This window comes from Amycolatopsis sp. NPDC051128 (assembly GCF_040682715.1).
Taxonomy (GTDB): Bacteria; Actinomycetota; Actinomycetes; order Mycobacteriales; family Pseudonocardiaceae; genus Amycolatopsis.
Genome location: NZ_JBFBBN010000009.1, coordinates 49,596 through 61,979, shown reverse-complemented (window position 1 = coordinate 61,979; position 12,384 = coordinate 49,596). Strand labels below are relative to the sequence as shown.

The 12,384-nt window shown below is 69.4% G+C and carries 15 protein-coding genes; 7 read left to right on the top strand and 8 right to left on the bottom strand.

The annotated features are described in order from the left end of the window. Positions 1 to 62: 62 nt before the first annotated feature. Positions 63 to 818 (top strand): GNAT family N-acetyltransferase, encoded by a 756-nt coding sequence (locus AB0M82_RS12590; RefSeq protein ID WP_364720611.1) that lies wholly within the window; start codon positions 63 to 65, stop codon positions 816 to 818. Here AB0M82_RS12590 and arfB read toward each other — a convergent pair. The 6 genes from arfB to AB0M82_RS12560 all read right to left on the bottom strand — a co-directional run bounded on the left by arfB (position 815) and on the right by AB0M82_RS12560 (position 5,657). Next, a complete protein-coding gene (gene arfB, locus AB0M82_RS12585; protein ID WP_364720998.1) occupies positions 815 to 1,231 on the bottom strand; it encodes an alternative ribosome rescue aminoacyl-tRNA hydrolase ArfB in 417 nt (138 codons plus the stop codon). The two genes, AB0M82_RS12590 and arfB, sit on opposite strands and share 4 nt — an antisense overlap. A 49-nt stretch (positions 1,232 to 1,280) precedes the next feature. Next, on the bottom strand, positions 1,281 to 2,351 hold the full coding sequence (gene purM, locus AB0M82_RS12580) for a phosphoribosylformylglycinamidine cyclo-ligase (protein ID WP_364720609.1): 1,071 nt from the start codon (positions 2,349 to 2,351) through the stop codon (positions 1,281 to 1,283). 39 nt (positions 2,352 to 2,390) lie between these two features. Then, complete coding sequence (gene purF, locus AB0M82_RS12575; protein WP_364720606.1) at positions 2,391 to 3,917, bottom strand: amidophosphoribosyltransferase; 1,527 nt, start codon at positions 3,915 to 3,917, stop codon at positions 2,391 to 2,393. A 110-nt stretch (positions 3,918 to 4,027) separates the two neighbouring features. Continuing rightward, positions 4,028 to 4,336 (bottom strand): hypothetical protein, encoded by a 309-nt coding sequence (locus AB0M82_RS12570; protein ID WP_364720604.1) that lies wholly within the window; start codon positions 4,334 to 4,336, stop codon positions 4,028 to 4,030. Further along, positions 4,320 to 4,559 carry a DUF397 domain-containing protein gene (locus AB0M82_RS12565; protein ID WP_364720602.1) on the bottom strand — a complete coding sequence of 80 codons (240 nt, stop codon included), beginning with the start codon at positions 4,557 to 4,559 and terminating at the stop codon, positions 4,320 to 4,322. The genes AB0M82_RS12570 and AB0M82_RS12565 overlap by 17 nt, the downstream gene beginning before the upstream one ends. A gap of 219 nt (positions 4,560 to 4,778) precedes the next feature. Next, complete coding sequence (locus AB0M82_RS12560) at positions 4,779 to 5,657, bottom strand: helix-turn-helix transcriptional regulator (RefSeq protein ID WP_364720600.1); 879 nt, start codon at positions 5,655 to 5,657, stop codon at positions 4,779 to 4,781. A gap of 201 nt (positions 5,658 to 5,858) precedes the next feature. On the opposite strand from AB0M82_RS12560, the gene AB0M82_RS12555 reads away from it, so the two are divergent. Further along, positions 5,859 to 6,656 (top strand): SAM-dependent methyltransferase, encoded by a 798-nt coding sequence (locus AB0M82_RS12555; RefSeq protein WP_364720597.1) that lies wholly within the window; start codon positions 5,859 to 5,861, stop codon positions 6,654 to 6,656. Between the two features lie 38 nt (positions 6,657 to 6,694). Here the strand turns inward: AB0M82_RS12555 and AB0M82_RS12550 are convergent, their stop codons facing one another. Further along, entirely contained in the window at positions 6,695 to 7,075 is a 381-nt protein-coding gene (locus tag AB0M82_RS12550; protein ID WP_364720594.1) for a sterol carrier family protein, read from the bottom strand. A 55-nt stretch (positions 7,076 to 7,130) separates the two neighbouring features. Here AB0M82_RS12550 and AB0M82_RS12545 point away from each other — a divergent pair, with 55 nt between their 5' ends. From AB0M82_RS12545 to AB0M82_RS12525, 5 genes are all read left to right on the top strand, one after another. Beyond that, complete coding sequence (locus tag AB0M82_RS12545) at positions 7,131 to 7,835, top strand: type VII secretion system-associated protein (protein ID WP_364720996.1); 705 nt, start codon at positions 7,131 to 7,133, stop codon at positions 7,833 to 7,835. 130 nt (positions 7,836 to 7,965) lie between these two features. Then, the gene (locus AB0M82_RS12540; protein WP_364720591.1) at positions 7,966 to 8,772 is read left to right on the top strand and encodes a lysozyme; all 807 of its coding nucleotides are present in this window, start codon (positions 7,966 to 7,968) and stop codon (positions 8,770 to 8,772) included. Positions 8,773 to 8,962: 190 nt separating this feature from the next. After that, complete coding sequence (locus AB0M82_RS12535; RefSeq protein ID WP_364720589.1) at positions 8,963 to 9,832, top strand: lysozyme; 870 nt, start codon at positions 8,963 to 8,965, stop codon at positions 9,830 to 9,832. A gap of 172 nt (positions 9,833 to 10,004) precedes the next feature. Next, positions 10,005 to 10,904, top strand: coding sequence for a hypothetical protein (locus AB0M82_RS12530; protein ID WP_364720587.1), 900 nt, complete (start codon positions 10,005 to 10,007; stop codon positions 10,902 to 10,904). Between the two features lie 4 nt (positions 10,905 to 10,908). Next, positions 10,909 to 12,012 carry a pentapeptide repeat-containing protein gene (locus AB0M82_RS12525; protein WP_364720585.1) on the top strand — a complete coding sequence of 368 codons (1,104 nt, stop codon included), beginning with the start codon at positions 10,909 to 10,911 and terminating at the stop codon, positions 12,010 to 12,012. 13 nt (positions 12,013 to 12,025) lie between these two features. Here AB0M82_RS12525 and AB0M82_RS12520 read toward each other — a convergent pair whose 3' ends face one another. Then, positions 12,026 to 12,367, bottom strand: a complete 342-nt coding sequence (locus tag AB0M82_RS12520) for a hypothetical protein (RefSeq protein WP_364720584.1) — start codon at positions 12,365 to 12,367, stop codon at positions 12,026 to 12,028. Between the last annotated feature and the right edge of the window lie 17 nt (positions 12,368 to 12,384).

Here is a 12,384-nt window from a genome sequence, read left to right as displayed (position 1 = left end):
CCGCATGCCCCTTTCACCGGCTGCGGTCCCTTGACATGCTCGCGAAAGGCTCCTACCCAGCAATGTCCGCTATCCAGACATATGTCCGCAAGACGGCGCCGCGCGGCCGGGCGACCGAGCAGGTGGGTCCGTTCCTCGCCACCTACTCGCCGGACACGACGCACCCGATGCTCAACTACGCGATCCCGGACGACGGCGCGAAGCCGACGGCGGCCGAGATCGACGCGCTGACCAGGGCGTACCGGCGGCGGGACCTGCTCCCGCGGCTGGAGTACTTCACCGACGTCGCTCCCGACCTGGAGAACCTGCTGCTCGAGGCGGGGTACGGACTCGAACGCCGGGTGCCGCTGATGACCTGTTCTCCGGCCGGCTTCGTCGACCACCCCGCACCGGACGGTTACGCCGTCCGGGAACCGGGGTCCGACGAGGACCACCGGCGGATGCGCACGGCGCAGAACCACGCGTACGGCGAACCGGACGGGGAAGTCACCGACGACGACGTCGAGAAGGCAAAGAAGAGCAAGGCGGCCGGGGTCGTCTCCGCGCTCGTCGAGCACCTGGCCACCGGCGAGGTCGTCGGCGGCGGCGTCGCCCTCGAAATCGTCGACGGCACCACGGAGATCGCCGGCATCGGCGTGCTCGAACCCCATCGCGGGCGCGGGCTCGCGGCCGCGCTCACGGCGTTCCTCACCAAGGACGCGCACGCCAGGGGCGCGCACGTCGCGTTCCTGACCCCGGGTGACCTGGGGATCGGGCGCATCTACGCCCGCGTCGGCTACCAGCCGGCCGGCGAGTGCGTGCACCTGTCACTGAGCTAGGGATCGAAGCGGCCGGAGCGGCCTCGTTTCACGTCGCTCCGGCGCTTCTTCGACGCCAGGCGGCGCTCCTTCGAACCGCGAGACGGCTTCGTGGGGCGCCGCTTGGCCGGCGGCGGCGCCGACGCGTCGAGCAGCAGATTCGTCAAGCGACCTCGGGCCGCCTCGCGATTCTGCAGCTGGGAACGGTGCTCACTGGCCGCGATCGTCAGGACGCCGTCGACCAGCCGGGAGCCGAGGCCGGCCAGCACCCGGTCGCGCAGGTGTTCCGGGATCGACGGCGACGAAGCCACGTCGAACGACAGCTCGACCCGCGAGTCCGTGGTGTTCACGCCCTGCCCGCCGGGGCCGGACGACCGCGAAAAGCGCTCGCTCAACTCGGCTCCCGGGATCACGAACCGGGAGCCGACCACCACGTCCTCGGCTGCCACGTCATCCAGTGTGACAGCCGCGATCAAGCGGCTTTCAGAAGCGCGGGTGATCGCCCGAGAGCACCGCGCGCGGGCCGTCGACGTCGGCGGCGGGCTGGACGTCGCCCAGCACCCACGCCGGGACGTGCCGCGCGGTGAGCATGGCCAGCGCCCGGTCGACGTCCTCGGCGCCGACGATCGCGACCATGCCGACGCCCATGTTGAACGTCTTCTCCAGCTCGGCCCGCTCGACCTTGCCCCGCTGGCCGATCAGCGCGAACACCGCCGACGGCGTCCAGGTGCCGCGCTCGAGCCGGGCGACCAGGCCGCGCGGCATGACCCGGGCCAGGTTCGCCTCCAGGCCACCGCCGGTGATGTGCGCGAACGTCCGGACCTCGGTCTCGGCGGCCAGCGCCAGGCAGTCCTTCGCGTAGATCCGCGTCGGCTCGAGCAGTTCCTCGCCGAGGGTGCGGCCGAACTCCTCGACGTGCCCGCCGAGCGGCATCCGCGCGATCTCCAGCAGCACGCGCCGGGCCAGGGAGTAGCCGTTCGAGTGCAGCCCCGACGAGCCGAGCGCGAGCACGATGTCGCCCGGGCGGACCTTCTCCGGGCCGAGGAGCGCGGACGCCTCGACCACGCCGATGCCGGTGGCCGACATGTCGTAGTCGTGCTCGCCCATCATCCCCGGGTGCTCGGCGGTCTCGCCGCCGAGCAGCGCGCAGCCGGCCCGGACGCAGCCCTCGGCGATGCCGCCGACCAGCGCGGCGATCTTCTCCGGGTACACCTTGCCGACGGCGATGTAGTCCTGAAGGAACAGTGGCTCGGCGCCGGTCACGACCAGGTCGTCGACCACCATCGCGACCAGGTCGATGCCGACCGTGTCGTGCTTGTCCAGCGCCTGCGCGACCGCGATCTTGGTGCCGACGCCGTCGGTCGACGACGCGAGGACCGGCTCCTTCCACTTGTCGAGCTTCAGGGAGAAAAGCCCGGCGAAACCGCCGACGCCGCCCAGCACCTCGGGCCGCGTTGCCCGCTCGGCGTGCGGCTTGAGCAGCTCAACGGCTCGGTCGCCGGCGTCGATGCTGACGCCGGCGGCGGCGTACGTGGCGCTCGTGGACTCGCTCACGGTAGAAGGACTCCCAACTGGCAGGACTAGCCGCGCGGGCTAGGGACGCCGGACGGCGTCTTCGGCACCGTACCCGGCCGGGCTGACCGGCGTCGCCGCGCCATTGACGGCGTCGAGGCTTTCGAGCAGGTGCTTCCCGATCAGCGCGTCCTCCGGGAGCGCGATCGGGTACTCCCCGGAGAAGCACGCCGTGCACAGCCTCGACTTCGGCTGCTCGGTGGCCGCGACCAGGCCGTCCAGGGAAATGTAGCCCAGTGAGTCGGCTCCGATCGAGCGACGGATGCCGTCGAGGTCGACGCCGTTCGCGACCAGCTCGGCCCGCGACGCGAAGTCGATGCCGTAGAAGCACGGCCAGCGCACCGGCGGCGACGCGATCCGGACGTGCACCTCGAGCGCGCCGGCCTCCCGCAGCATCCGGACGAGCGCGCGCTGGGTGTTGCCGCGGACGATCGAGTCGTCCACCACGACCAGGCGCTTGCCGCGGATGACGTCGCGCAGCGGGTTCAGCTTGAGCCGGATGCCCAGCTGGCGGATGGTCTGGGACGGCTGGATGAACGTGCGCCCGACGTAGGCGTTCTTCACCAGGCCGGTGCCGTAGGGGATGCCGGAGCCCTGCGCGTAGCCGATCGCGGCCGGGGTGCCCGACTCCGGCACCGGCATGACCAGGTCGGCCTCGGTGGGCTGCTCGATGGCCAGGCGGCGGCCGATCTCGACGCGCGTGGCGTGCACGCCACGGCCGGCGATCGTCGTGTCGGGACGGGCGAGGTAGACGTACTCGAAGACGCAGCCCTTGGGGTCCGGGTTCGCGAACCGGGAGGAGCGCAGGCCGTCGGCGTCGATCGCGATCAACTCGCCCGGCTCGACCTCGCGGACGAACGACGCGCCGACGATGTCGAGGCCCGCCGTCTCGCTCGAGACGACCCAGCCGCGCTCGAGCCTGCCGAGCACCAGCGGGTGCACCCCGTGCGGGTCACGCGCCGCGTAGAGCGTGTCCTCATCGGAGAACACCAGGCAGAACGCGCCTTTCAGGGTGGGCAGCAGCTCCATGGCGGCGCCCTCGATGCCCTTGTCGGCGGCGTTCGCGGCGAGGAGGCCGCAGATGAGGTCGGAGTCACTGGACGAGCCGGTCAGGCCCGCGTGCGGCTTGAGGCCCGCGGCGATGGTGCGTTCGCGCAGCTCGGCGGTGTTCACGAGGTTGCCGTTGTGGGCGAACGAGATGCCGCTGCCGGTCTCGGTGGTGCGGAAGATCGGCTGCGCGTTCTCCCAGACGTCCGCGCCGGTGGTGGAGTACCGGCAGTGCCCGACGGCGATGTGGCCCTGCAGCGACTGCAGGACCTGTTCGTCGAACACCTGGCTGACCAGGCCGAGGTCCTTGAAGACCACGATCTGCGAGCCGTCGGAGACGGAGATGCCGGCGGCTTCCTGCCCTCGGTGCTGCAGGGCGTAGAGGCCGTAGTAGGTGAGCTTCGCTACTTCTTCCCCAGGAGCCCAGACGCCGAAGACGCCACACTCCTCGCGGGGTTCCGGGTCGGGTTGGTCGGACACGAGCTGCGGGTCGGAAACCACCGAGGTGCTCCCAGGAAGACGTGATCAGGCCGGTTTCAGTGTAAACCGTCCGGTCACGAACCAGTCCCCGCCCGACGTGGTTCTGCCCACTTCGGACAGGGCCTGCACGCCTAGCACGCGTCCGGCAGTGAGAGGATCTCCGAGAGCACCTGTACGCCTTCGCCACAGCAGCGCCACAGCCACCGCTCCGGCTCGAAGATGTTCTCCTCGGTGCCGGGAATCCGGGTGGCCACCGCGTCGTCCTCGGCGTTGAGCCGGACCACGTCCACCACGTCGTCGTGCACCCGCACACCGACGACGGCGAGGACTTCGCCACGCTCGTCGGCGGGGTGGACGAACTGGTAGCCGCGGGCCATCAGCTCCTGCAGTCCGGTGTCGATGTCGAAGACGGTGGGGATGTCCTCAGCTGAGGACATCATCGAATTCACCGTCCTTCGCACCCGCCAGGAACGCGGCCATCTCGGCGCGCGTGTACACGAGCGCCGGGCCGGTCGGGAAACGCGAGTTGCGCATCGCGATCTCGCCGCTGGACAGCGGCGCGACCTCGACACAGTTGCCGTAGGCGCCGCTGTAACTCGCCTTACGCCACTCGGCACCGGACAGCCGATCGGCCGGGATGCCGTTTTCGAATCGCTCAGCCATGGTCCCACCTCTCGATGCGGAAGCTCGGGCGATGCATCTGCATGTGCATTTGCCCGCGTATCGGAGGCTAGCACGTGTGCATGCAGCGGTAAATGCACGTGCAGAATTTCTTGCAAAGTTCGCGGAAGGTAAAAAAGTTGAAATGTCACGGCCGCCCTAACGGGTGATAATTAGAGACCCTAACGGGCGAACCGCTACGTATAGTTACCGCTCGGCAGGCTAGATCTCCTGGCGGCGCTTCGCGAGCAAACTGCGGCTTCGCTCCGGCGTCTCCGCGTCGACCGCCAGCATGTCCAGCGCCCGGCTGTACTTTTCGATCTCTTCGCGCTTTTCGATGTAGTGCGCGCCGGTCAGGTACTCGACGTAGGCGATGTTCGGGAGTTCCGGCTCTCCGAACCGCAGCAGCGAAAACGCGTGCTCCGCGGACAGCCCGCTGCGCGTGTACGGCAGGACCTGGACCGACACATGCGGCAGCGCGCTCATCTCGAGCAGGTACTCGATCTGCTGCTTGAGGACTTTCATGCCGCCGATCGGGCGGTGCAGCACCGACTCGTCGAGCACCATCCACACGCGCGGCGCGTCCGGCCTGCTGAACATCTTCTGCCGCCGCATCCGCAGCGCGACCAGCTGGTCGACCCGCTCGTCGGCCATCTCCGGACGGCCGTGACTGAAGATCGCCCGCGCGTACGGCTCGATCTGCAGCAGCCCCGACACGTAGAGCGGCTCCCAGATCTGGATGCGCGCGGCGGCTTCTTCGAGGCCGACGAGGTCGGTGAACCAGTTCGGCATCGTGTCGCCGAAGCGCCGCCACCAGCCCGGTTCGTTCGACTGCTTGACCATGTCGAGAAAGGTCTGGCGCTCCGTCGGGTCGTCGACGCCGTACATCGTCAGCAGGTCGGTGACGTCGCGTTCCTTGAAACCGACGCGGCCCAGCTCCAGGCGGCTGATCTTCGACTCGGACCCGCGGATGTTGTAGCCGGCCTGCTGGCGGGTGATGCCCGCTTCTTCGCGGAGCCGGCGCAGCTGCGATCCCAGGATCATCCGGCGCGCCGTGGGGCCGATGTTCTGTTCGCCTGCGGACGCGTTCACCGCGTTCATTACCGGACCTTCCGCACTCACATCACCAGGGGGTTCTAGCCCGACTACCGAAAGTACACGTTGGGCCGTCCTGCGCAAAGAGGTGACCCGGTTTACCGCATGCGTGTGGAGTCCTACTCTACGTAGAGTAGGAGACTTTCGACACAGAAGTTGCGAGGTTCACCAATGCCCGAAGCCGCGACCCGGACCGAACGAGTTCCTGTGGGAGTCGACCCGACCCGAGCGAGCATCGCGCGCGTGTATGACGCCTTCCTCCTCGGAAAGGACAACTACGAGATCGACCGCGAGGTGCTGCACAAGGTCCAGAAGGCCGCCCCGGAGGCCCAGGACCTGGCCTTCGAGAACCGCGGCTTCCTCATCCGGGCCTGCCGCTTCCTCGCCGGCCAGACCGGCATCACCCAGTTCCTCGACTGCGGCTCCGGCCTGCCGACCGCGGAGAACACCCACCAGGTCGTCCAGCGGATCAACCCGGAGATCAAGGTCGTCTACATCGACAACGACCCGGTCGTGCTCGCACACGGCCGCGCGCTGCTCGAGGAAAACGAAAACACTCACTTCGTCGCCGAAGACATCTTCGAACCGCAGCGGATCCTCGAACACGAGGTCGTCCGCGAGCACATCGACTTCTCGCAGCCGGTCGCGTTTCTCCAGCTGGGCACCCTGCACCACTTCAACGGCCCCGCCGAGCGGCCGGCGCAGATCATGCAGGAGTACATCGACGCGCTGCCGTCGGGCTCGTTCGTGGCGGTGTCCCACTTCTTCGACCCCGAGGACGAGGACTCCGCGACCGCCCGCCGCATGGAGGACTTCTTCGTGCACAGCCCGATGGGCTCGGGCGCCTTCCGCACCCAGAAGGAGATCGAGGAGCTGTTCCCCGGCCTCGACATGGTGCCCCCGGGCGTGGTCCGCTGCGCCGACTGGTGGCCGGACGGCCCGCGGCTCAAGGAGCTCAACGTCGCCCAGCGGACCATCGCGGGTGGCGTGGGCCGCAAGCCGTAAGGCCTGCGTCGCCGTCTCCGGCCGCCCGCGCGGGTCCCTCAGATCCGGACCAAGGGCAGCCAGTGGGAGAGATCGGCTCGGCTGCCCGAGGCGGACACCCGGCCGTCAGCCACCGCCGTGGTCCAGTCCAGCCGGCCGGTGGCCAGTTCGAGCCACGTGCGCGGATCGGTCTCGATCACGTTCGGCGGGGTGCCGCGCGTGTGCCGGGGCCCCTCCACGCACTGCACTGCGGCGAACGGCGGGACGCGGACCTCGACCGTCCGGCCCGGCGCGTCGGCCGCCAGTGCCCGCAGGCTGAGGCGGACCGCCGCCGCCAGTTCGGGGCGGGCGGGATCGGGCGCGTCGCCGTGCAACCACGGGGAAATCGCCAGCACCGCCGCACGTAACTGTCCGGGGTCGACCGAACGCGAAGAGGCCATGGGCAAACAGTAGAGTGGCGCACCAAGAGTTTCAGGCACACCCGAGAACATGGGGATGACGATGGCGCAGCGGGACGAGGCGGATCGGACGGTTTCGCAGCAGCCCACCGGAAGCGGGGCCGATCGCCCCGGCAGGCATGCCAAGCACAACCGCGCCGCGCGGCGCGGCGGACAGCAGGCCCGGCGCTCCGGCAAGCACGGCCAGCCCGAGATCACCGCGGAGATGCGCACGAACGCCCGCGCGAACCCCAACAGCTGGCTCTACGTCATCGACGAAGCATTCGACCCGAACGGCCCGGTCCCCTCGTGGGCGGTGGTCGGCGCCTACCCGGTGAACGGCGCCGGCGACGTCGTCGCCGACTTCCACCCCAACGACCGCTACCGGCCCTCGCCCAAGGCGCTCGGCTTCCCCGAGCCGACGAACGACCTCGAGCAGCTGCTGCAGCTCGTCCGCACCGAGCACCGTCCGGCGTCGGACCTGCCGAAGATCGTCCTCGACTCGACGTTGTTCGTCTACGCGATGTCGCCCGTGCAGCGCACCGTCATCGGCTTCCACAACGCCGACGGCCGGGTCATGGTGCCCGCCTACACGCGCAAGGCGCTGGTCCCGCGCGAGTGGCCGCACGCCCGCGCCGTGCTCGGCCGCGACATCATCGACCTGCTCGGCGGGCACCCCGTCGCGATCAACCCCCACGACCTGATCACCGCCGTCGTCCCGGCGGAGCAGCTGGCGCTGGCGCTCGCCGCTGAACAGCGCTGAACAGCGCTGAACAGCGCTGAACGACGCTGACCTGCGGGTTCCACTCCATCGGGTGACCACCCGAGTCGCCGATCCGGCGACACCGGTGCATCGTGACGTCCTGGAGTACTCACGGGACCCGGTGGGGAGCATGAGGGTGAAACGTCGATCGCTGCCCTTCGCCGCCGTCCTGGCCGTCGCTTTGCTCGTGGCCGGGCAGGCGACGGCGAAGGCCGGGAACCTCTACGCCGGAGCCGAGAACCACTACGCGGGTTCGCAGATCGCCAAGGTCGAAGGCGCCGCCACGGTGCCCGAGGTCCGGTACGGAGCCGACGACCAGCAGCTCGGGCACGACGTCAGCGGGCACCAGGGCCCGGTCGACTGGCCCGGCGCGGTGCGGTCGGGCGCGAAGTTCGTCTACGTCAAGGCGACCGAGGGCACCGGCTTCGTCAACCCGCAGTTCGCGCAGCAGTACAACGGCTCCTACGCCGTCGGCCTGATCCGCGGCGCCTACCACTTCGCCCGGCCGGACATCTCCGACGGCGCCGCGCAGGCCCGGTACTTCCTCGCCCACGGCGGCGGCTGGTCGAAGGACGGCAGGACCCTGCCGGGCGCGCTCGACGCGGAGTACAACCCGTACGGCGAGACCTGCTACGGCAAGGACGCCGCGGGCATGGTCGCCTGGGTCAACGACTTCTCCGGCACCTACCGCGCGGCGACCGGCCTGTTCCCGACGATCTACACGTCGACGAACTGGTGGAAGCGGTGCACCGCGAACAACGGCGGCTTCGGCGGCAACCCGCTCTGGATCGCCCGGTACAACACCGCCGTCGGCGAGCTGCCCGCCGGCTGGGGCGTGCACACGATCTGGCAGTTCGCCGACCGCGGCGCGCTGCCTGGCGACCAGAACTGGTTCAACGGGTCGGCGCACCGGCTGCTGGCGCTCGCGTTGGGCTGATCCGCCCGCCTTCGAGTAATAGGTGTTAACCAGTCACCGAATAACGATCACCCTCCCGGGAAAATCACCCACGCGTATACGCAATTTCACGGAACTGAGTGACAAACGCACAGTTCGTCCTCACAATCGTGCACGGGCGGCTACCTGCGGTAAGCCGCTCTCAGCGAGGGTTCTGTGAAGGGATTCCATCATGTCCACTTCTCGAAGAAGGCGGCTCTTCGCCGCCCTGGCTGTCCCGGCCACGCTGCTCCTGCTCGGCAGCACGGCCCAGGCGACGGTCTTCTCCCCCGAAGTCGACCCCGTGGCCGCGATCAACGCGGACATCGCCGAGCACAACCACGAACTGGGGTCACAGATCCGGCGCGTCGAAGGCGACAAGTCGACACCGGAGACGCGGTGGGCGGCGCAGCAACCGCAGCCGGCCCAGGCCATCCCGAACCAGGTGCTGGCCACGGTGGCCGGCATGGACGTCGCCGGCTACCAGGGCAACGTCGACTGGGCGAACTGGTGGAACCAGGGCAAGCGGTTCGTCTGGACCAAGGCCACGGAAAGCACCAGCTACACCAACCCGTACTTCGCGCAGCAGTACAACGGCTCCTACAACCAGGGTTTCATCCGCGGCGCCTACCACTTCGCCACGCCGAACACCTCGAGCGGCGCGGCGCAGGCCCGGTACTTCGTCGCCCACGGCGGCGGCTGGTCGAAGGACGGCAAGACGCTGCCCGGGGCACTGGACATGGAATACAACCCGTACGGCTCGACCTGCTACGGGCTGAGCAAGGCGGGGATGACGTCGTGGATCCTCGACTTCCACGACACCTACCACTCCCTGACCGGCCGCTACCCGGTGATCTACACGTCGACGAGCTGGTGGAGCAGCTGCGTGAGCGGCGACTTCTCCAGCACGGCCCCGCTGTGGGTCGCGCGGTACTCGTCGACGGTCGGCGCCCTGCCCTACAACTGGGGTTTCTACACGGTCTGGCAGTACACCTCGAGCCCGCTCGACCAGGACACCTTCAACGGCGCCTACGACCGGCTCCAGGCGCTCGCCAACGGCTGACCCGCACTCCCGGCTCCCGGATCATGACGACTTCGCGTCGTCGCGATCCGGGAGCCGGTTTCATGCCGTACCGTCCGAGCTTGCAGAATGCTGCGCACACGTCTGGGGGAACCACACACGCCCACCGGACGTCGGAAGCGCACGAACACTCAGCGCCCGGAAGGCATGAAAGATGACGTACCCGCCTCAGCCGGGCCAGCCCGGTCAGCCCGACCCGTACGGCCAGCAGCCGCAGTCCGGCGGCTACCCGCAGCAGCCGTACCCCCAGCAGGGCGGATGGGACCCCAACCAGCAGCAACAGCCGTACCCGACGCAGCAGTACCCGCAGGGCTGGGACCCGAACCAGCAGCAGGGGTACCCGTCGGGCGGGTTCCCGGCGAACCCGCAGCCGCAGTGGGGTGACCCGAACGCCCAGCAGCAGTCGGCGTGGGCGGACCCGAACGCGCAGCAGTACGGCCAGCAGACCTGGGACCCGAACCAGGGTGGCCAGATGTCCGGCTGGGACCAGGCGCCCGGTGGCTACTCGCAGGGCTTCGGCGGGCCGCCGGCGCCGCCGAAGCAGGGCAAGACCGGGATGTGGATCGCCATCGGCGCCGTCGTGGTGCTGGTGCTGGCCGTCCTGGGCGTCACCGGCTTCGTCGCGCCCGGGTTCTTCCTGTCGAAGGACGACAACAACACCGCGGCACCGGCGTCGAGCACGTCCGCCAAGCCGACGGCGCCGAAGACGGCCACGAAGGCGACGACGCCGAGCGCGAAGCCGCCGACGTCGAGGGGTTCGGGCGCGTCGGACGCCAAGGCCCTGCTGCAGAGTTTCATCGACAAGCTGAACGGCGGCGACAAAGAGGGCGCGATCGCGCTGGGCTGCTCCGACTCGAAGCAGCTGCTCGACGAGTGGCTCAGGACGTTCCTCAAGCCGCCGCTGAGGCTGGAGCTCGGTGAGGTGCCGGACGACGAGTACCTGGTCGAAGGCCAGGTCACCGGGACGTCCGCGGGCAAGTCGGTCAAGGGGACGCTGAGCGCGACCAACTTCGACGACAAGGGCTTCTGCGTCAGCACCATGCTGGTCTCCTGAGCCGGTGAAGCTGTGGCGATCACCGCTGGCGTGGACGTTCTTCGCGTCGTTGCTGCTGTTGCTCGGGGTCGGCGGCTGGCTGCTGACCGACCCCGCCACCAGTCGCAGTGACGCGCTGAAGACCGGCGGCCTCGCCGGCGGTGCGATCGTGGCGCTGTACGCGCTGTGGCTGAACGACCGGCGGCGCCGGGTCGAGGAACGGCGCCAGGACATCGAGCGGAAGCGGCACGAACTCGAGTCGCAGCGCGCGGAGCAGGACCGCGAACGGGTCGCCGACGATCGGTTCGCGAAGGCCGTCGAGCTGCTCGGGCACGAGGCCGACCAGGTGCGGGTCGGGGCGCTGCACGCGTTGGCGGGGCTGGCGCGCAGCCGGCCGGAGTACACGCAGACGGTGCTGGACGTGCTGTGCTCGTACCTGCGGCGGCCGTTCGAGCACCCACGGTACGACCCCAAGGTCGACCGCGAGGAGCGCAAAACCCTCTCGGGTTCCCCGGAGGACGAACGCGAACTACAGGTGCGGCTGACCGCGCAGCGGCTGGTCGTCGGGCTGCTGCCGGCCGCGGAGGACGAGGCCGCTCCGGCGTACAACCTCGACCTGACCGGTGCCAGGCTGGAGTACTTCGACCTCTCGAAGCGGCGGATCGGCGACCTCTGGCTGCGGTACGCGAGCCTTTACAGCAGCACGAACCTCAGCGGTGCCGTGTTCACCGGCAAGGCGTACTTCACCGGCGCCGGCACGGGATCCGGAAGGCTGATCGGGATGTTCCGCTGCTGCGGCACGCGGTTCGCCGGCCACGCGTGGTTCAGCGGCACGCAGTTCACCGAGCTGGCCGAGTTCACGAACACCACGTTCGCCGGACCGACGACGTTCAAGGACGCGAAGTTCGCCAGGGACGCGGTGTTCTCGGGGGTGCGCGTGACGGGTTCGCTGGATCTGAAGCGAACCAGCTTCGAGGGCCAGACGGACCTGCGGTTCGCCTCGCTGCCGACGTCGGTTTCGCTGTACAACACGCGAGTCCGGACGGAGAAGGAAGTCCGGTTGCCCGAGGGATGGACGACGGAGGAGCTGCGCGACGGGGAGGCGCGGATCGTCGCCAAGGCGGGCTGAGCAGCCGCGCGTCTCAGGCGGAGAACCGCTTCGCGAGGTCCCGCAGCCGTTCCACGGCGCCGGCCACCTGGTCGCCGGTGACGTTCACCCCGGGCAACGGGCCTTGGCCCATGCCCTCGACCTGGTCGGCGAAGCGCAGGTACTCCCGGTGGGCGTGTTCTCGGCAGGCGATGCAGGTGACGCTTTCCGGCCGGGGAGAGGTCATCGCGTACGGAACCTGGACTCCGCAACCGGTGGTGACGACGCTCGGCGCGTCGGTCACGCGGCCCAGCATCGACGAGATCAGGTTGCGGACGGCGGGGCCGGCCTGCAGCACCTTCTGCTCGACGTGGATGTGCGGATCGGTCTCGCTCATCTGCGTCCGTGCCCCCG